The sequence below is a fragment of the Mesorhizobium kowhaii genome (assembly GCF_003253745.1).
Taxonomy (GTDB): domain Bacteria; phylum Pseudomonadota; class Alphaproteobacteria; order Rhizobiales; family Rhizobiaceae; genus Mesorhizobium; species Mesorhizobium kowhaii.
This window is the reverse complement of sequence record NZ_MZXV01000076.1, coordinates 1-18,434: the sequence shown is the minus strand read 5'-3', so window position 1 is coordinate 18,434 and position 18,434 is coordinate 1. Positions and strand designations below refer to the sequence as shown.

The following is an 18,434-nucleotide window of genomic DNA, read 5'->3' as shown; positions in this document are numbered from 1 at the left end:
CGGAGTTCGAATTAATGATGACCTGCATCTGGTGGACTGAGTAAATGCGCCATACGCCATTATTACTGACTGTCTTTTTGGCCGCTGCGCCGCTCGCTGCCCGCGCGCAAGGTATCCTCGATCCGCAAGGCCCGGTTGCCGCCGGCGAACGGCAAATTCTTTTCAACTCGCTGGGCATCATGCTGGCGATCGTGATCCCGACGATTGTCGCCATTCTAGCCGTCGGCTTCTGGTATCGCGCGTCGAATTCGCGCGCCCGTTACCTGCCGGATTTCAACCATTCGGACCGTCTCGAGGTGCTTGTTTGGTCAATCCCGCTCATGACTGTGCTTCTGGTTGGCGGCGTTGCCTGGCTTGGCGCGCACGAGCTCGATCCGCGCAAGGCGCTTCCCTCCAATGTGAAGCCCGTCACAGTTCAGGTCGTCTCGCTCGATTGGAAATGGCTTTTCATCTATCCGGACGAAGGCATCGCGAGCGTCAATCACTTGACGATTCCCGTTGGCAGGCCCGTCAGTTTCGAGCTGACCTCGGCGGGCGTTATGAACAGTTTCTTCGTGCCCCAGCTCGGCGGCCAGATCTACACGATGTCGGGAATGCTGACCCGCCTTCAATTGCAGGCCGACCATGCGGGAACTTACCGCGGGATGTCGGCGCAATTCAGCGGTGACGGCTTTGCGGACATGCATTTCGACGTTGATGCCGTTGAAGCGGGAAACTTCGCCCATTGGGTCGAGACGGCGCGCAGCAAGGGTTCTTCGCTCGATGCGAGCACCTACGCACATCTGTCAAAACCGAGCGCAGGGATCGCGCCAGTCACGTACCGCGCAGTCACGCCCGGTCTATTCGGCAGCATCTTAGCCGCCGAACAACAGCATGAAGATATATGCACCCGGACATCGATGAGGGCGGAAAGATGAGCTTACTTGGCAAGCTGAGCTGGGACGCGATTCCCTTGGATCAGCCGATCGTCATGGGCGTCTCTTTCGTGATGGTTTTGGTCATCGCGTCCATCCTTGGCTGGATCACCTTGAAAGGCCACTGGTCGTATCTGTGGGGTGAGTGGCTCACCTCGGTTGACCACAAGCGGATAGGCATCATGTACGTCATCCTGGCGCTTATCATGCTGCTGCGGGGGTTTGCGGATGCGTTGATGATGCGCGCACAGCAGGCTGTCGCGGCAGGAGATGCGCAAGGATATCTGCCGCCCGAGCACTTCGACCAGATATTCTCCGCGCACGGCACCATCATGATCTTTTTCGTGGCGATGCCTTTCGTGATTGGGCTGATGAATTTCGTCGTGCCGCTGCAACTCGGCGTCCGAGACATGGCTTTTCCGACCCTGAACTCGATCGGTCTGGGATTGACGGCATCGGGTATACTGCTGACGAACATCTCCTTGGTCGTCGGTGAGTTTGCAAAGACCGGTTGGGTCGCCTATCCGCCACTCAGCGAGTTGCAATTCTCTCCCGGTGTCGGCGTCGACTACTATCTTTGGGCATTGCAGATCTCGGGTGTGGGAACGTTGATGACGGGCGTCAATTTCGTCACCACGATCCTGAAAACGCGGGCTCCGGGAATGAGCTACATGCGGATGCCGGTGTTTTGCTGGACGGCGCTTGCATCGAACCTGCTCATAGTCGCGGCGTTCCCCGTCCTGACCGCTACTTTCGCGATGCTGCTTCTCGATCGTTATCTCGACTTTCATTTCTTTACGATCGATGGACAGGGCAACGCGATGATGTACGTCAACCTGTTCTGGGTTTGGGGCCATCCCGAAGTTTACATCCTGATCCTGCCTGCGTTCGGTGTATTTTCGGAGGTCGTCTCAACCTTTTCCGGCAAGGCGCTGTTCGGCTATCGCTCCATGGTCGCCGCAACGCTGGTGATATGCGTGTTGTCGTTCGTCGTTTGGCTGCACCACTTCTTCACGATGGGTGCCAGCGCCAACGTCAACGGCTTCTTCGGTGTCATGACGATGATCATCGCCGTGCCGACAGGCGTGAAGGTCTTCAACTGGCTGTTCACCATGTATGGCGGACGCGTCCGCTTTGAGGTGCCGATCCTTTGGTCGGTGGGATTTATGGTGACCTTCGTCATCGGCGGCATGACGGGTGTGTTGATGGCTGTACCTCCAGCCGACTTCCAGCTGCACAACAGCCTCTTCCTGGTCGCCCACTTTCACAACGTCATTATCGGCGGCGTCGTGTTCGGCGTGATGGCGGGTTACAATTACTGGTTCCCCAAGGCGTTCGGTTTCAAACTTGACGAGCGCTGGGGCGTGGCCTCGTTCTGGTGCTGGCTCATCGGATTCTATCTCGCCTTCATGCCGCTCTATGCGCTGGGCCTGATGGGCATGACCCGACGCATGCAGCATTATGACGTCGTCAGCTGGCAACCCTGGCTTGTGGCAGCTGCGGCCGGAGCCGTGGTCATTCTGGCAGGGATCGTCTGCCAGATCATTCAACTCGTCGTCTCGATCCGGGCCCGCGAGACGCTTAAGGTGACGGCGGATCCATGGAATGGTCGCACACTTGAATGGGTCGCCGCCTCGCCGCCGCCGGCGTGGAATTTCGCGACGCTCCCGGTGGTTACAGACATTGACGCCTTCTGGCAGCAAAAGAAGGAAGCGCACATTGAACACGCGCCGGCGGCGCAGTCGAGCGGCTACGAGCTGATCGAGATGCCGAAGAACAGCGCTATCGGCTTCGTCACCGCATTCCTTGCTGTCGTGGTTGGGTTTGCAATGATCTGGCACATCTGGTGGATGGCAGCGCTGGGGGCCCTAGGAATTTTCCTGACCACACTAGCCTTCGCCTTCCGCGAAAAGGAAGAGATCGAAATTTCCGTCGAGGAGATCGCCAGGTTCGAAGAAATGCAACATGCGGAGGTGGTGGCATGAACATCACTGTTGCCCTCGATGGCCATGTCCAAGACCATACCGCTGCCCCTGCAACCGGGGCCAGTCACGCTTCCAAGCGGATCGTCGTCACCTACGGCTTCTGGATCTTTCTCCTCAGCGACATCGTCATGTTCTCGGCCCTCTTTGCGGCCTACTCGACACTCTCACGCGCGACCGCTGGCGGTCCCAGTGGCGCCCAGCTCTTCGATCAGGTGGGCGTTGCGATCGAGACCGCCTGCCTGCTCGCCTCGAGTTTCACTTGCGGGCTGATGTCTTTGGCCATCGGTTCGCGACGATTTGGCACGACCTACCTGTATGCTCTGCTCACGTTCGCGCTTGGCGGGGTGTTCCTCGCCCTCGAACTTCGTGAGTTCGCTCACATGATTGCAATCGGCGCAGCGCCACAACGCAGCGCATTTCTCTCGGCCTTCTTCGCCCTTGTCGGCTGCCACGGGCTGCACGTCGCTGTCGGGCTGATCTGGCTCTTGGTGATGATGGTGCAGGTCAAAGTCAGGCGGTTTAGCGCGGCCGTGGAGCGTCGGCTCCTCTGTTTCGCCCTATTCTGGCACGCGCTCGACATCGTCTGGGTTTGGCTATTCACGGTCGTTTATCTGATTGGGGTGAACCAATGACCATCACGCGACATGATCATGCGCCCGGAGACGCGGAAGAGGCTTCGGGGGCGCATTCAACACGCTCTACCCTGATCATTTATTTGACCGGGTTATTTCTAGCTGTCGTACTTACGGCGACGTCATTCTGGGTCGCCAACACTTCGATACTCTGGTCGACAGGCGTGCCGCTGGGATTATCGGTATTGGCCATCGCCCAGATGGGAATTCATCTTGTATTCTTCCTGCATATTACGACAGGTCCTGACGACACAAACAACGTGCTCGCACTCGCGTTTGGCATTCTGATTGTAATCTTGGTCGTCGCGGGCTCGCTTTGGATCATGACCGACCTGAATCAGAATATGGTTCTGCCGGCTGAGTTAATGGATTTGCACATGCAGCACTGAATAGGACGTCACCTGTGGAGAGGGACAGGTGGAACAGGAAGTAGTGCTGCTTTCCTAATCATCGCGTGAGCCGCACGCCTAGAACAGCAGACTCCAAAGGCAAGAGCGAACCATGAAGTGGCGTTTCGAGGACATTCTGACGTTCATAAATGTGGTCGAGGCCGGAAGCGTAACTTCCGCAGCGACCCGTCTGAACACGTCAAAATCGGTAGTAAGCAAGCGCATCAGTGATCTTGAAGCGGCGCTGCGCGTGGAACTGTTTCGTCGATCCGCAGGCTGCATCAAGCCCAACGAACTTGCGTACTCTTTGTATGAGCAGATTGTTCCGCTGGTCCAGGCGATGACCGAAGTGACTGAAGGCGTATCCGACCGGACTGAAGGCTTGAGTGGCCGGCTCAAGATGGTCGTTCCGGTGTCGTTCGGGACCAAGTTTCTCGGACCGATCATTGCTGAGTTTGCGAGGCGCCATCCGGATCTGGAAATAGCGGTGGACTACGAGGACAGGCCTGTGAGCCTGACCCAGGGCAGCTATGATCTTGGCATACGCATTGGAACTTTGAACGAGTCGAGCCTCAAGGCTCGCAAGCTCTGCGAGTGTGCACGAATGGTGTGCTGCAGCCCCGAATATTCGAGAAATTTCGGCCTGCCCAAAAGCATCGCCGAACTGGCGCAGCACACCTGCATCGACTACGCGCACGTTCGCGCCAGCGACCTCTGGCAGTTCGAGAGTGAAAGCGACCGCGGACGACCGATACCCGTCCTGATGCGCAGCCGAATTGTGGCCAACAATTTCGAGGCAATCAAAGACATGGCGGTCGCTGGATTGGGGCTGGTTCTGTTGCCTGAATTTCTGGCTGCCGGACCTCTTCGGGAGGGAAGTCTGATCTCTGCTATGCCCCACATTACAGCTCGAGCCGACACGATTTCAGCCGTTTATCCGTATACCCGCCATGTCTCGCCCAAGGTGCGAGGATTCATCGACCACCTCGTTGCCGCTTTCGGCGCACCGCTGCCCTGGCACCGGCATGTGAACGAGGCAGACGATCCCAGAAGCAACCCAGCCACAGATCTGACGTCGTTCGCGGCTTAGGCTAAAGCAGGCGCAGGTCGAACCGCTGCTGGTGAGATGCCGTTGTTCATGCAGAGTCTTCAGACCAGCTTTAGCGCTGCGGACGTTAGCTGATTAATTCGTACCCGCAGATGCGCAGCCGAAGGTCATCAGCTCATTCGGATACGGGGCTGCACCAGTGCGTTGATCCGCTCGGCCACCCACAGCAAGGCCGCGCGGAAAGGCCCGTGAAGCGAGAGCTGGTGGCGCCGATAGAGCACAGCGTGACTGAGCTGTGCGAACCGACCCTTGATGAAGCCGCCCTTGAAAAATCCGAAGCGGCCCAATGTGCCGAAGGCATTATATTGGCTGAGCGCTACCAATGCGCCGAAATCTTGGAACCTGAATGGCGGCACCGGCGTGCCTTTTTTTAGGAAGGCCGGCAAATGGCGGATCAGATGCATCGCTTGCTGACTGGCCACTTGTGCACTTGCGGGCAGCGGTCGCTCTCCGCCCTCCGGTAAAAATGTCGCGCAGTCTCCCAATGCGAAGATGCACTGGTCGCCCCTGGCCATCAGGTCAGGGCCCACGACGATCTGGCCGGCCCGGTTCAGTTCCAACCCGCTCTGGTCGAAGTTGCTGGAGGCACGGATACCTGCTGCCCAGACCTTCAGCGCGGCAGGGACACTTTGGCCCCCCTCGAGCAGATAACCTCCCGGACTGGCACTCACGACCTTCACGCCGGTGCGCACGTCCACGCCCAGATTTCGCAATTCCGATATGACTGAGGTGGAAACCTTCTCCGGAAATGCGCCGAGGATGCGCGGTCCGGATTCCAGCAGGGTCACGCGAAGCCGGTGGCGAATGTCGGCGCCGCCGTAGCTGGACGCTAACTCGACCATCCTGCTGAGTTCCGCAGCCAACTCCACGCCAGTGGCGCCGCCGCCGACGATACCGATGTCGATCTGACCGCGCTCCGCCAAGCTGCGGACCACCTGCGCGCGAAGCCGGGTATTGAAGTTTTCAGCCTGGTCCTGGCTGTCTATGAACTGGCAGTGTTCGGCCACGCCGGGCGTGTCAAAGTCGTTCGCGCGGCTTCCGAAGGCGAGAACGAGCACATCATAGTCCACATCGCGGCCCTGGGCGAGTATCTCCGTGCCCGCGGACAGTGGCGCCAGGCGAATGTGGCGAGCCGTGCGGTCGATCGCGTCCACCTGTCCAGGCACATATTCGAAGTGATGTACACGCGCATGCGCGAGATAATGCACCTGCTGCTGGTAGATGTTCCAGGTGCCAGCGGCAAAGGTGTGGAGCATTGGCTTCCAGACGTGGAACCAACTGCGGTCGATCAGGGTGACTCGCGCTCTGCCGCGGCGGCCCAGCGTATCACCCAGTCGGGTGGCCAGCGCCAGCCCGGCAACACCACCGCCCACGATGACAATATTGGGCGCCTTTTCAGGCGAGCCTGGCTTCAGCGAACGCTGCGTGGTTTGAGCAGTGCGGTGGTCGGCTTTTGCTTGCTGTGGCATCTTTTATGTCCCTGCAGTTTTTCGAGATAAGCGTCACCGCATCATCGGACGCCAAGGTGTTTGCCCGACATCTAAGCACATTGTCCATGGTTTGGATGTTCTAGTATGACGAACACTATGTTCGTAATAGAGACGTTCTTAGTTTTGGCTTCAAAAGCACGGCCTCTCTGTAGCGTTGACAAGCGTTGAAAATTTCTCTTCGTCTGGTCTCATCACGAATTTGTGTAGTTGCGAAAAAATGGGTAGTAAGCCCCCCAAAGACATATCGATCTAATCCAATTCCCGACTCCCTACTGGTGTTCGATTCGCAAGAACCCAGGGTTCGTCAAAGCATACTTTCAATTCAGATCTGCCCAGCCTACTTGGTCAACATGGATCGACGACCTGGCATCGGCACCAATTCTTCGGAGCGAACACCAGGAGAAAGTGCTTCGGCGGGGCAAGCACCTATCAGCCCCAAGCGCGCAGCATCGATCCCCAGTTCACTGAAACGAGGTTTTCCCAATGACCGACAAGCACGACACTTCAACAGTCCAGTCCGGACCAAGCACAAGCCCCGCCTCTTGGGACCTGCGTCACCCCGGCTCCATCATGAGAGGCGCCAACGGCGAGGAGATCCACGAATTCCTGGGAATGTGGCCCCTGAAGCCCGATGCCGATCTCGTAGGGCTTGCGAATGCGCTGAGCCGCGAGGCCCCATTCTGGGGAGGGCCTGGAAAGACGTTCTCGGAGGCGACGACACACCTTGGCCTGATCCGGACGGCGCGCTGGTTCGTCGGCACCAGCACCGAGTTCGGCCCCACCCTCTACTTCGTCTCGCAGTTCGACAGCAGCCTGGAGAAGTACTTCGACGACTTCGTGCTCAACGGGAAGACGAATCTCGAGAAGATCTGGGGCACCTGCATCGGCTGCCCGACGGGCCCAAATGCGACGGCGCGCGACATCGTGCAGTACGTCGCGCGCGGGCAGATCAAGACTCTGGTCTGTTACGACGCCCTTCCGAGCCTCAACCTGGGCCAGATCCAGAAAATGGCCGACTGGTACCAGAAGACGCAGAAGTTCCAGCGCGCGGTCTCCGCCGGCGACGGCAACCTTGAGGACAAGGTCAACGCGTTCTTCGCCGAGTTGGCCAAGCCTTACCCATTCGTGCCGAGCGGCGCCGACATCGACGCCGATGTCGCGAATGAGCAGCAGTTCACCGACGTGCCCGAGCGGTTGGGCGTGAAGAAGGCCGCGTAGGGCCGCATCATTTCACCGGCGTTGGTCGACCCCCAAGGTCGAGCCACGCCGGCAGCGTCCCTCGATCACGACAGAGGATAGCAAATCAAATGAGCATTGCAGCTGCTTCCCAAGCCCTGAGCGCAGCCAAGCTTACAGCAAATATCGGCGACATTCAGGACAATGTCATCGCCCCCATCCTGATGCGATATGGGCGTCACATCTTCCTCAAATTCGAGGATGGCGCGAAGGCGCGTGAATGGCTGCGAGTCATGATGGCGCGCGTGAACGCCCTGTCGGGCGAGCACGGAACTCGCTTCACAGTCAACGTCGGCTTCACTTTCGAAGGGCTGAAGGCGCTCGGCCTGTCCCAGCGGTCGCTTGACAGCTTCCCGCCCGCTTTCCGCACCGGCGCCGCTGGCCGGGCCGATGTCGTAGGCGACGTCGGCCCCCACGCGCCGGAGCATTGGGAGGGCGGCCTCGGCGGACCGGACATTCACGCGATGGCGTGGATTCGGACCGATTCAGACGAGAGTCGTGAAGTCGCGATGCAGGTCCTTGCGGCCGAGATGGAAGCGATGGGCGGGATCGAGATCCGCTTTGTACAGGATACGATGGCACTCGCTCATGCTAACGGGATCGGGTCAGAGGGCGAGCATTTCGGTTTTGCCGACCCAATTTCCCAGCCTCCCATCGAGGGTGCGGATACGCCTTGTTACCCCGGCGACGGTGTACCGGAAGCTGATGGAAAGTGGCGCTCGTTGAAGCCGGGCGAGTTCCTGCTGGGCTACGAGGATGAGGCGGGGCCTGGCGGCACGGGGGCGCCGGAGCCGTTCGAGTTGCGTGTCAATGGGACCTACATGGTCTTCCGCAAGCTCCATCAGGATGTAGCTGCTTTTCGCAACTATCTGCATACCGCAGCCAAGTCGCTCTACGGTTCCGACGATCCAGGCCATCAAGAACTGGTTGCCGCAAAGATGATGGGTCGTTGGCGCAGCGGCTGTCCGATAGACCTTTCGCCCGATAAGGACGATTCTGCGATCGCGTCCGACCCCATGCGGCGCAATAACTTCACCTACGAGGGGGACGACGACGGCCTGCGATGTCCGCTCGGCGCGCACTTGAGGCGCACAAACCCGCGCGCGACGCCATTGAAGCGCGCGACTGCTGTCCGGCGGCACCGGCTGATCCGGCGCGGAGTCGAATACGGTCCGCATCTGCCAGACGGAGCGCTGGAAGATGACGGCGTCGATCGGGGCCTCGTGAATCTATTCATCCAGGCTGACATCGAGAGGCAGTTCGAGTTTGTCCAACAGGAATGGATGAAAGGGGGCGAGTTCATCGGCCTCGATCCGAACGAGCAGGACCCGATCAATGGCATCGGCGGCGAAGGCTCGCAGATGATGGTGCCAGGCGCCAAGCGGCCGTTCCTGTTCGATCTTCCGACGTTCGTCACGGTAAAGGGGGGCGAATATCTGTTCGTGCCTGGGCTGAAAGCGCTCGAAGGGCTCATCGAGGAGAAGTTCTGATCTGAGTGCAGGCCGTGGCGGACGGCGTCCGTCGGCTAGCTGAACAAAATTTCTGAAGCCATTCAACGGAGTTAAGCACGATGTCAGACCATTTCAGCGGCCCGGCCGTGATGGGCGATCCCTCGGTGGACATCACCGATTTCTACGCATTTCCGAGTCCCGAACGACCAGGAAACCTCGTCCTGATCATGAATGTGTTTCCAATGGCGACATCGCAGTCTTTGTTCAGCAATGTCATCACCCACCGGTTTCGCGTGCGCCCCCTGAGACGATCGGGCGGAAGCCTCACACAGGAACCTGCAGAACATACGATCGACATCCGTTTCGGTGATGCGCCGGAAGGGACGACGGTTCAGAAAGGGCAGATCGCCACCTCCGATGGTCGCGAGGCGAGCTTTGTCGTCGGGAAACCGTTCCAACTGGACAGGATGCGGTTCTTCGCAGGACTAATCAGCGACCCGTTCTTCATGGATGTCGAGGCTACGCTCCGAACGGATATTTCGGGCAAATTATCGCTCAATACGGCGGTAAACACCGTCGAGCTTCGCGATGTCTTGTCGATTGTCGTAGAGGTCCCGTCCGCTCCAATCGTCGAACTATTCGGCGGCGTCGAACTGATCGCGGCCATCTCGGAAACTGTGGTAACGCGCCGCGGCAATCCGATCCGCCTCGAACGCCTCGGCCGGCCGGAGATCAAGAACGTCATCATCGCGAACTCGGCTCGTGATCCACGCACGAAGGACATCGAGCTTCGCGATCTCTACAATCGCGAAGACGCCTTCGCGCTCTCCAATGTGTATCGCCCGCTTTACGAATCACGTCTCGACACGAACCTAGCCTTCTGGGATGGTCTTGATGGCCACACGGCGTGGTCCGCGGGACCAGACAAGCCACACCCGTTACGCGATCTGCTCATCGACGATTTCCTGGTTCTGGATCTTTCGCGCCCATTTGCGCCAGGCGGTTTCCTCGAGATCGAGCGCGCTCTGCTCGCCAACCGCTCCCACATGACGGCCGGCGGTCGATGGCTCGACGACGACATTCTCGACGAGCTGCTGACGCTAACGGTGAATGGCGGGCAGGGCGAGCGCTTGGGCGACGGCGTCGATGCTCCCACCAAGCCTGCCAGCCGGATTTTTCCGTACGTGCGCGAGCCTAACCGGCGAGCCGACCTCCCTCTACCAGAATTTCTGAGGAGTTGAACATGCAATCCTTTACAAGCAAGAACGCCGTCGTGGCGGGCGCTGCATCTGAGACCAACAAGTTCCTGCAATATCCGGTGATGCCGACACTGAGGCCCGCCTATCCGCGCGGCCCCTGGCACTACAAGGACATGCACCAACTCGTCGTCACATACGAGAGTACTGCGGAGGCCGTGCGTGCGGTTCTTCCACCACCTCTCCAACCTGCCGACGGCAACCGCGTCACCATAGAATGGAGGCGCATGAGCGAGGTCAGCGGATTCGGGCCGTACACCGAGGTCGGCCATTCGGTGGCGTGCACCTTCGAGGGCAACCCGGCCATCTACGTCTTCCAGGCATTCCTCGACAGCGAATCGCCGACGCTCGCTGGCCGGGAGGTCCTCGGCTTCCCCAAGCGGCACGGCGAGCCCGAGCTGAAGACGGTGCGCGAGGTGCTGACGGGCACCCTCACTTATGGCGGCGTACAGGTCGCGCTTGCTACGATGCCGTATCGCGCGGTCGACCTGTCAGACCGTTTAGCCGAGATAGAGCAGGAGCTGCAGACCACCCAGCTCGTGCTCAAGCTGCTTCCCGACGTCGACAACCACACGCCGAAGGTCGCCCAGCTCGTCCGGGTCGGTATCTACAATGTCCGATTGAGGAGCGCCTGGGGAGGCCCTGCGGAGCTGTTCATGGTTCCGCACGTCGGCTGCCCGGTTGCAGCGCTTCCTGTCGTGCGCGTGCTCGAGGGCCGACAGCATCTCTGGGACATGACGCTGAGCGACGGTCAGGTCGTGCATGATTACCTTGAAGCCGGGCGCTAGAACGCGCTGAGACAGCGCTCGTCGCGCAGTACACGCGTGCCGCGGACGCGGCGGCTCACTCCTCACAAATGCTCCAACCGCAACAAGGAACCCGAATGACCGTCTTTGTCGATCGCACGAGCCTCGGTCGCGGCGAGCCGCTCGGCACCGCTGCCTTGGCTCAGCTCTTCACCGAAGCCCGGACCCACAATCATTTCCGCGACCTTCCTGTTCCTGACAGGCTGCTCCGTCAGGCGCTTGACCTCGCCAAGATGGGTCCGACCGCAGTGAACCAGCAGTCTTTGCGCGCGCTCTTCCTGCGCTCCGATCAAGCCAAGGAACGGCTGCGTCCGGCGCTCATGGCCGGCAATGTCGAAAAGACCATGGCTGCTCCGGTCGTGGCGATCATGGGCCATGACGTCGAATTCTATAAGCACCTGCCGTTCCTGCTCCCACACGCCGATGCGGGGAGCTGGTTTGCCGGCGATCCGGACTTCGCCGCGCGTAGCGCCGCTCAGAATGGCACACTTCAGGTCGCGTACTTCATTCTCGCCTTGCGCGCCGTTGGTCTGGACGCCGGACCGATGAGCGGCTTTGACTCGCCCAAGGTCGAGCAGGAGTTCTTCCCTGACGGCAAGATCAAAGCCAACGTCATTATCAACATCGGCTACGGCGAAGACGCCAAGCTGTACCCGCGCAGCCCGCGCCTCTCGTTCGAGGAGATGGCTACAATACTTTGACGGTTGCGGCCGACGAGCTTGGCGTAGCTGATCGCGACGCGGCGGCCTCCTTCCAATCTAGAAAACCGACTGCGCGTGGAGATCCCTCCACCGACCTTACAGGAGAAATGAACATGGATTTGTTACAAGGCAAGAGCGCCGTCGTGACTGGCGCAGCATCAGGCATCGGCAAGGCCATCGCGAAAGCGTTTATCGAAACCGGCGCGAGCGTGCTGCTCTGCGATCTGAATGCGAAAGCAGTCGATGAAGCAGCTCGCGAGCTCGGCGATCGAGCGATCGGGCGCGTCATCGACGTGTCAGACGAGAGCCAGGTTGAAGGCGCGATGCGCGCGGCTCGCGAGGCATTCGGGGGGCTGGACATCGTGGTTAACTGCGCCGGCTTTGGCGCCATTGCGCCACTCACGGAGCTCACTGGCGACAAGTGGAAATCAGTCCAGGCCGTGACTCTCGGCGGCGTCTTTTATGGGGTGAAGCACGCCGCCAGGCAAATGCTCGAGCAGGGACGTTCCGGTGTCATCATCAATATCTCGTCGGTGAACGGACGGCAGCCCGGCGAGGGGCAGGTAGCCTACTGTGCGGCAAAGGCCGGCGTCGACATGATCACGCGTTGCGGTGCGCTCGAACTAGGCGGTCGCGGCATCCGTGTCGTTGGCATCGCGCCGGGCCTGGTTGAGACACCGTTGACGCGGAAGGAACTGGAAGATCCCGAAATGCGCGAACTCTTTCTCGGCATTGTCCCGATGAAGCGTCCGGTTGCCGCGGAAGAGATTGCCGCAGCCGCGGTATTTCTCGCGTCGGACCATGCCCGATCGATCAACGGGGACACAATCGCGATCGACGGTGGCTCCTTGACCCGCGGCTATCCGGCCTTGCTGACCGGTTTGAAAAAAGCATCATGATCGACCCTGGTCGTTACACGAGCGGCAAAATCGCTCTCGCCAACCTCTCGGCATCGATCGTCAGCCTGGAGCTCGGTCGTGCCGAGGGTGCTACCTTTGACAGGTCGGTTGCGCTGTCGAAGTTGCTGTTCGTGCGCGGCGACGTACTTGGTCGTATCGCAGACCATGACCGGGCGGAGTTCGTCGCCACCGAGGCGATTGCCCGGTCGTCCGACGCTGCCAGTACGCTCTACATTCGCGCACAGCTCGCGAGCCGTTTCCATCGGTTCGAGGAAGCAAGCGAGCGTCTCTATCAAGCGCTCGCGGCCGGATATCCGCGAAACGAGATTGATGGCGAAAAGGCGGCGCTGCTGCAGGCGACCGGACGATACGAAAACGCGCTGGTCATGCGCGAAAGACTGGCGGATGACAATCCTGGCATTCACACGCTTGGCGCGCTGGCGTCGCTGCTTGCGGAGATGAATCGATGGACGGACGCAGAGGTCACGTATGCAGCCGGGATCGAAGCTGACGACGGCGTGTCGCCGCTCCCCTGCGGCCAACTGCTGTTCGAATGGGGCGTAGGCGCGATGCGCCACGGTGACCTGGACCGAGCGGAATCGATCTTCGTCGAACTTGACGCGATCTTGCCCGCGCATGTTCCGGGACGAGGACATCGCGCCGAAGTGGCGCTCGCGCGCGGACAGGTGGACCTCGCGATGAAGCTCGTCCTGCCGTTGCTCGAAACCTCCGACGACCCAGAGTATCGCGCGATTTATGCGGAGACCCTGGCCGCGTTTGGGGACAGCAAAGCTGCGACCGAAGCGGAACGTGCCGCTACAGCGTACGAACTGCTGCTGGCACGACGGCCAGACGCCTACGCCGATCACGCGGCAGCCTTCTTCATGGGGATCGGCAACCGACCGCAGCGTGCGGTTGAGCTGGCATTGGCCAATCGGAAAATCCGCGACACACCCCGTTCGCGCAGGCTTTTGGCCAAGGCATTGCGCAATGCGCAACAGGTTTCGGGGGTTCAGGAGAGGCCGTATGAGCATCTCCGATACCATGCCGAAAAGCCATCCGCCTCGGCGCAAGACTGGCATTCTCACGGAGCGACAAGGTGACAGACGTCGTCGTGGTCGGCGCTGGACCGGCTGGAGCGATTGCCGCGTTGCGCGCCGCGGATCTCGGCGCGCGGACTGTGCTGGTCACCAGCTCTGCATTTGGTGGGATGGCCGCCAATGATGGGCCAGTTCCAGTACGGACCCTGGCCTATGCGGCGCGGCTGTCCCGCGAGGCCCGACAGTTGGATCAATATGGCATCGCTGTGGGAGAGCCGCTGCTGGATTACTCCCGGCTGCTGGCGCGCGTGCGCGAGGTCCTTGGCGATGTAGTTGCGCACTCCGCCTTGCGCGAGCAGATCGATTCCGCCGGGGTCACGGTTTACGAGGAGGCCGGCAATGCGAGCTTCGCCGACCCTCACACCATCATCACGGAACGTGGGCTGAGGCTCCATGCTGAAAAGATCATCATATGTACAGGAGGTGTCGGTCGGAGAGATCCAACACCAGGGTTCGAGCTGACGAGCACCCACAGCAGCGCCTTGGCTTTGACCGAAGTTCCGCCATCGATGCTCGTGGTCGGCGGCGGGGCTACCGCTGTGCAGGTCGCCTCAATTTTCAAAGCATTCGGTTCGCAGGTCCACCTCTTCGAGAGAGGACCTCGCATCCTCTCAACGGAAGATGCGGAGGTAGCATCAGCGGTCACAGCCGCCTTCCGCGAGGCAGGTATGATCGTGCGTGAGAATTTCGGCGACATCGAATCCTTCGAGAAAGCATCGACTGGAGTACGGATGAATTTCCGGAAGGACGGCAAACGCGATTGCGCCGAGGCTGCGCTGATTGTGATGGCGACCGGTTGGGTAGCCGATACCGCTAAGCTGAACCTCTCTGCAGCGGGCGTCCTGAGCGATCACCGAGGGTTCGTGAAGGTAGATCCCTACCTGAGAACCTCGGCCTCCAATATCTTCGCCGCCGGCGATGTGACTGGTCAACTAATGCTGGTTCCGCATGCCGTACAGCAGGGTTTCCTAGCTGCTTCGAACGCGATACTGGGCCCCACTACGCGGCTCGAGGAAGGCGTAAATACGAGCGCCGGATTTACGGATCCGGAGTATGCGAGCGCCGGCCTGACGGAAGCGAAGGCCCGTGAGACGCATGATATCGTGATCTCGATAATACATTTTGACTCCACAATCCGCACGATTATCGACGGGCGTAAAGTTGGATTCTGCAAGCTTATTGTGGATCGCCCAACCGCGAAGATATTAGGCTGCCACGTTGTTGGCGAACGGGCAGTGGAGATTGCTCAAGTCGCGGCAATAGCGATCTCTGCTGAGATGCGGGTGGATGATTTAGCTCGAGTTCCACTCGCGTTTCCAACCTATACCGGAAATCTTGCCTACGCGGCTGCAGCTGCGGGCCGTCAACTCGACCTGCAGGTGGGCTGGGCAGGCGACGCGGCTTCCCGATACTGAAATGAGGTGTCCGATGATCTCCATGCCGATACTGGGCCTGGGCTTTCTTATGGGAATGCGGCACGCGCTCGAGGCAGACCACATAGCAGCGGTGTCCAGTATTGCTGCCGGCCGAACCAGAATGGCCGATATTGTTCAGCACGGCCTGACCTGGGGACTGGGGCATACGTTGACACTTTTTTCATTCGCTGGCGCCGCGATTATACTGGGTCGGACCATCCCGGCTGCACTTGCGGGACACCTCGAAGCAGCGGTTGGGCTCATGCTTGTTGGCCTTGGATCCCACGTGTTGTGGCAGCTACGGCGCGACCGCATCCGCCTCCCTCACAGTCATGATGTCCGCCATTTTCACGTCGGCGACTGGGTTCCAAATAGGAACGCGGAGCGTCCTCCCGAGCATGGATTTCGTTGGCGTTCGCTGACCGTGGGACTGATGCACGGGATGGCCGGGTCGGCAGCACTGCTGGTGCTTGCGGTGTCCCAGGTCGCGGACCCGCTTCAGGGCGTGGTCTACATTATGCTGTTCGGCCTGGGCTCGATGATCGGGATGGGTGCATTGTCGAGCGTCATTGCGGTGCCGCTCATGGCGTCGGCGCGTCTGCTCACCGGAATGAACCATGGTCTGCAAGCAGCCGTTGGCCTCCTCACGATCGGAATCGGCGCGACGACGATCTACACAGTTCTTGTCCATGCAAATGTTTGACCAGGCTGAACTCAAACGTTTTCGCTGTGCGCGTCGGCCGACGTCTTGTTCAGGCAGCCGTGAGAGAAAGCTTCGGTTTGGCCAGGATCATCTCCACCGAGCCGTTGTCCGACCGGAAACTTCAAGAACAATCCCATGACGATGGACCCAGCAACCATCTCGGCCGTATCCGCGCTCTCGGGCTCCGCCATTGGTGCTATGGCATCATTCGCCACCACTTGGCTCACGCAAAATCATCAAGATCACATGCAGCGGCTCGACAAGGAAGGGTCCCGCCGCGAGCGGCTGTTCGCTGAATTCATTGATCAGGCATCGAAGGCCTATGCTGACGGGGTCGTCCAGGAAGACTTGGACGACCCAGCCAAGCTGGTTCCGATGTACGCCACCATCAACAAGCTCCGCCTCTTTGCCAAGCCAACCACGATCGAGGCTGCTGAGGCTGTACTGGCAAGTATCGTCAAAACCTACGAGACGCCTCCGTCTGATCTGGAAACCCTCAAGTCGCAGGTCGCCGGCCATGACATCCTGAACAGCTTTGCGGAGTCTTGCCGGCAGGAGCTCACCCAATTGCGGTAGGATGAAGGATTATGGTGACGAGGTTATTCAAGCACTGTATCGGCCTGACTGGCATCTGCAGCTCGATGCGAACCTCTGGGCTATGGAAGACCCTGCTAAAGACCGTGGTCCTTGCCCTGGGCGCCAGCCAACTTACAGCCTGCATCGCAGCTTACCCTCGCGACGGCGTACCTGCACAGTACGTGTCGAACGCCGAGGTAAGTGGCTACCCCGGCAACATACGCGTTTGGGGCGACTCTTATGCAAGTTTCCCGGCCGATCGTCTCATCCTCTTTCGAGATCAGCGGATAAAGGCGTCTAAGACAGACCCATCCATAAAACTGCGAGAGCTCAACGCGCTGACCCTTTCCGGCGGTGGCAGCAGTGGCGCTTTCGGAGCCGGAATTCTCGCCGGATGGGCCAAGGCCGGAACCAGGCCCAATTTCGACATTGTCACGGGTATCAGTACCGGCGCTTTGATCGCGCCATTCGCATTCCTCGGGCCGGCCTACGACGATGAATTGAAGCTGGGCTTTACCACAATTGGCGATAGCGACATCTATACCAAGCATAGCCTCCTGGGTCTTGTGTCGAGTTCATCGTTCACAAGCAACGCGCCCCTTGCAAGGATGCTCGACCAACATATCACGTATACTATGCTCGATCAGATCGCCCGGGAGTCAGGTAAGGGGCGGCGGCTCTTCATCGGAACAACCAACCTTGATGCCGATCGAGCGGTAATCTGGGACATGGGGGCCATCGCAGCGAGCAGCCGGCCGGATCGATTGAAGCTTTTTAAGCAAGTTATCCTCGCTTCCACCTCTGTCCCCGGCATTTTTCCCCCGGTCCAACTGGAAGTGACGGCGGCAGGTAGGACCTATCACGAAATGCATGTCGACGGTGGCACCAGCAATGAGGTGTTCCTGATGCCCGCAGGGCTGAGACTGCGCGAACTCGATCGAACCTTCCATACTCGGATGAAGGCGCGACTTTATATCATCCGCAACGGCAGAACCATGCCGGAACCAAGCATCGTTAAGGCAACACTGCCTGATATCGCAGAAAAGGCCGTTTCTTCGCTGATCAAAACACAAGGAATTGGCGATCTCTACCGGCTGTACGCGACCGCAAAGCGTGACGGCATCGACTACAATGTCATAGACATCCCCGCTGACTTCACCGTCGAAGCAAAAAGCCCATTCGACAACAAGTACATGCGTGCGCTGTACGAAAAGGGCTACGAAATGGGCCATGCTGGCGTGCCGTGGAAAAAGACGCCACCCGGATTTTCGAATTGAGCCGATGTTAACGACCAAGGCATCGCGCGGGAGCGCTTGGACCCCCAAGCTCGACCCTGCGGCAAGAACATCGCCTTGACATGCACAAAGGCGGCGGTTCAGTTATGGAAGTATAGCGGCACAGAGCGCCAAGCTCTAAAACCCTTGACCCGCGTCTCCGTTAGTTCAGCATGCATAGTCGGGTACGAGTCCGAACACTCGTGCACATGTTTTGACCGCAACAAGCCCCATTGATGTTCACTTCTGACCGCCCTGCGCGTTCGGTTCTCCAGAACTCCGGGTTCGCGCTACGCGGCCTTTGATTGCTTGTCGCGCGACCCTACTTCCATGACGGAATCGGCGTCCACGAAAGTTGATCCTGGCGTGGCCCTAGAGCACGTCCTGTTTAATCCGGTTCATATCCTGCGGCCTTAAAGTAGTTTACGCATTCGGCTGGCGTGAAGAGGTCGAGAAGCGGACCGACGGCGTCCCACAAAGCCTTGATGGTTCTCTCGGC

General features: G+C 59.6%; 17 protein-coding genes and 1 pseudogene. 16 read left to right on the top strand and 2 right to left on the bottom strand.

Going from position 1 to position 18,434, the window contains the following annotated elements; translation table 11 throughout:
* Nucleotides 1–44: 44 nt before the first annotated feature.
* The 5 genes from cyoA to B5V02_RS33565 all read left to right on the top strand — a co-directional run bounded on the left by cyoA (nt 45) and on the right by B5V02_RS33565 (nt 5,010).
* A complete protein-coding gene (gene cyoA / locus B5V02_RS33585; RefSeq protein WP_111548271.1) occupies nt 45–917 on the top strand; it encodes a ubiquinol oxidase subunit II in 873 nt (290 codons plus the stop codon).
* Nucleotides 884–2,899, top strand: coding sequence for a cytochrome o ubiquinol oxidase subunit I (gene cyoB, locus B5V02_RS33580; RefSeq protein ID WP_245446355.1), 2,016 nt, complete (start codon nt 884–886; stop codon nt 2,897–2,899). The genes cyoA and cyoB overlap by 34 nt, the downstream gene beginning before the upstream one ends.
* Nucleotides 2,896–3,531 carry a cytochrome (ubi)quinol oxidase subunit III gene (locus B5V02_RS33575; protein ID WP_111548270.1) on the top strand — a complete coding sequence of 212 codons (636 nt, stop codon included), beginning with the start codon at nt 2,896–2,898 and terminating at the stop codon, nt 3,529–3,531. Before cyoB ends, B5V02_RS33575 begins: the two co-directional genes overlap by 4 nt.
* Nucleotides 3,528–3,920: a cytochrome o ubiquinol oxidase subunit IV gene (gene cyoD, locus B5V02_RS33570; protein ID WP_111548269.1), complete on the top strand. Its 393-nt coding sequence runs from the start codon at nt 3,528–3,530 to the stop codon at nt 3,918–3,920. The genes B5V02_RS33575 and cyoD overlap by 4 nt, the downstream gene beginning before the upstream one ends.
* A gap of 112 nt (nt 3,921–4,032) precedes the next feature.
* Nucleotides 4,033–5,010 carry a LysR family transcriptional regulator gene (locus B5V02_RS33565; RefSeq protein ID WP_111548268.1) on the top strand — a complete coding sequence of 326 codons (978 nt, stop codon included), beginning with the start codon at nt 4,033–4,035 and terminating at the stop codon, nt 5,008–5,010.
* Between the two features lie 128 nt (nt 5,011–5,138).
* Here B5V02_RS33565 and B5V02_RS33560 read toward each other — a convergent pair whose 3' ends face one another.
* On the bottom strand, nt 5,139–6,497 hold the full coding sequence (locus tag B5V02_RS33560; RefSeq protein ID WP_111548267.1) for an NAD(P)/FAD-dependent oxidoreductase: 1,359 nt from the start codon (nt 6,495–6,497) through the stop codon (nt 5,139–5,141).
* Nucleotides 6,498–7,001: 504 nt separating this feature from the next.
* Here B5V02_RS33560 and B5V02_RS33555 point away from each other — a divergent pair.
* From B5V02_RS33555 to B5V02_RS33505, 11 genes are all read left to right on the top strand, one after another.
* Nucleotides 7,002–7,736 (top strand): hypothetical protein, encoded by a 735-nt coding sequence (locus B5V02_RS33555; RefSeq protein WP_111548266.1) that lies wholly within the window; start codon nt 7,002–7,004, stop codon nt 7,734–7,736.
* Nucleotides 7,737–7,825: 89 nt separating this feature from the next.
* Nucleotides 7,826–9,244 carry a Dyp-type peroxidase gene (locus tag B5V02_RS33550; RefSeq protein WP_245446354.1) on the top strand — a complete coding sequence of 473 codons (1,419 nt, stop codon included), beginning with the start codon at nt 7,826–7,828 and terminating at the stop codon, nt 9,242–9,244.
* 80 nt (nt 9,245–9,324) lie between these two features.
* Entirely contained in the window at nt 9,325–10,446 is a 1,122-nt protein-coding gene (locus B5V02_RS33545) for a DUF4331 family protein (RefSeq protein ID WP_111548265.1), read from the top strand.
* Between the two features lie 2 nt (nt 10,447–10,448).
* Nucleotides 10,449–11,249 (top strand): acetoacetate decarboxylase, encoded by an 801-nt coding sequence (locus tag B5V02_RS33540; protein ID WP_111548264.1) that lies wholly within the window; start codon nt 10,449–10,451, stop codon nt 11,247–11,249.
* Nucleotides 11,250–11,344: 95 nt separating this feature from the next.
* The gene (locus B5V02_RS33535) at nt 11,345–11,968 is read left to right on the top strand and encodes a malonic semialdehyde reductase (RefSeq protein ID WP_111548263.1); all 624 of its coding nucleotides are present in this window, start codon (nt 11,345–11,347) and stop codon (nt 11,966–11,968) included.
* 107 nt (nt 11,969–12,075) lie between these two features.
* Entirely contained in the window at nt 12,076–12,867 is a 792-nt protein-coding gene (locus B5V02_RS33530; protein ID WP_245446353.1) for an SDR family NAD(P)-dependent oxidoreductase, read from the top strand.
* Complete coding sequence (locus tag B5V02_RS33525) at nt 12,864–13,970, top strand: tetratricopeptide repeat protein (RefSeq protein ID WP_245446352.1); 1,107 nt, start codon at nt 12,864–12,866, stop codon at nt 13,968–13,970. Before B5V02_RS33530 ends, B5V02_RS33525 begins: the two co-directional genes overlap by 4 nt.
* Nucleotides 13,967–15,382, top strand: coding sequence for a dihydrolipoyl dehydrogenase family protein (locus B5V02_RS33520; RefSeq protein ID WP_111548262.1), 1,416 nt, complete (start codon nt 13,967–13,969; stop codon nt 15,380–15,382). The genes B5V02_RS33525 and B5V02_RS33520 overlap by 4 nt, the downstream gene beginning before the upstream one ends.
* 13 nt (nt 15,383–15,395) lie before the next feature.
* Nucleotides 15,396–16,085, top strand: coding sequence for an urease accessory protein (locus B5V02_RS33515; RefSeq protein WP_245446351.1), 690 nt, complete (start codon nt 15,396–15,398; stop codon nt 16,083–16,085).
* Nucleotides 16,086–16,220: 135 nt separating this feature from the next.
* The gene (locus tag B5V02_RS33510) at nt 16,221–16,661 is read left to right on the top strand and encodes a hypothetical protein (protein ID WP_208647177.1); all 441 of its coding nucleotides are present in this window, start codon (nt 16,221–16,223) and stop codon (nt 16,659–16,661) included.
* A gap of 11 nt (nt 16,662–16,672) precedes the next feature.
* Entirely contained in the window at nt 16,673–17,938 is a 1,266-nt protein-coding gene (locus B5V02_RS33505; protein ID WP_111548261.1) for a patatin-like phospholipase family protein, read from the top strand.
* A gap of 385 nt (nt 17,939–18,323) precedes the next feature.
* On the opposite strand, the pseudogene B5V02_RS33500 reads toward B5V02_RS33505, so the two are convergent.
* A pseudogene (locus B5V02_RS33500) lies at nt 18,324–18,434 on the bottom strand (IS630 family transposase); the annotation flags it as partial.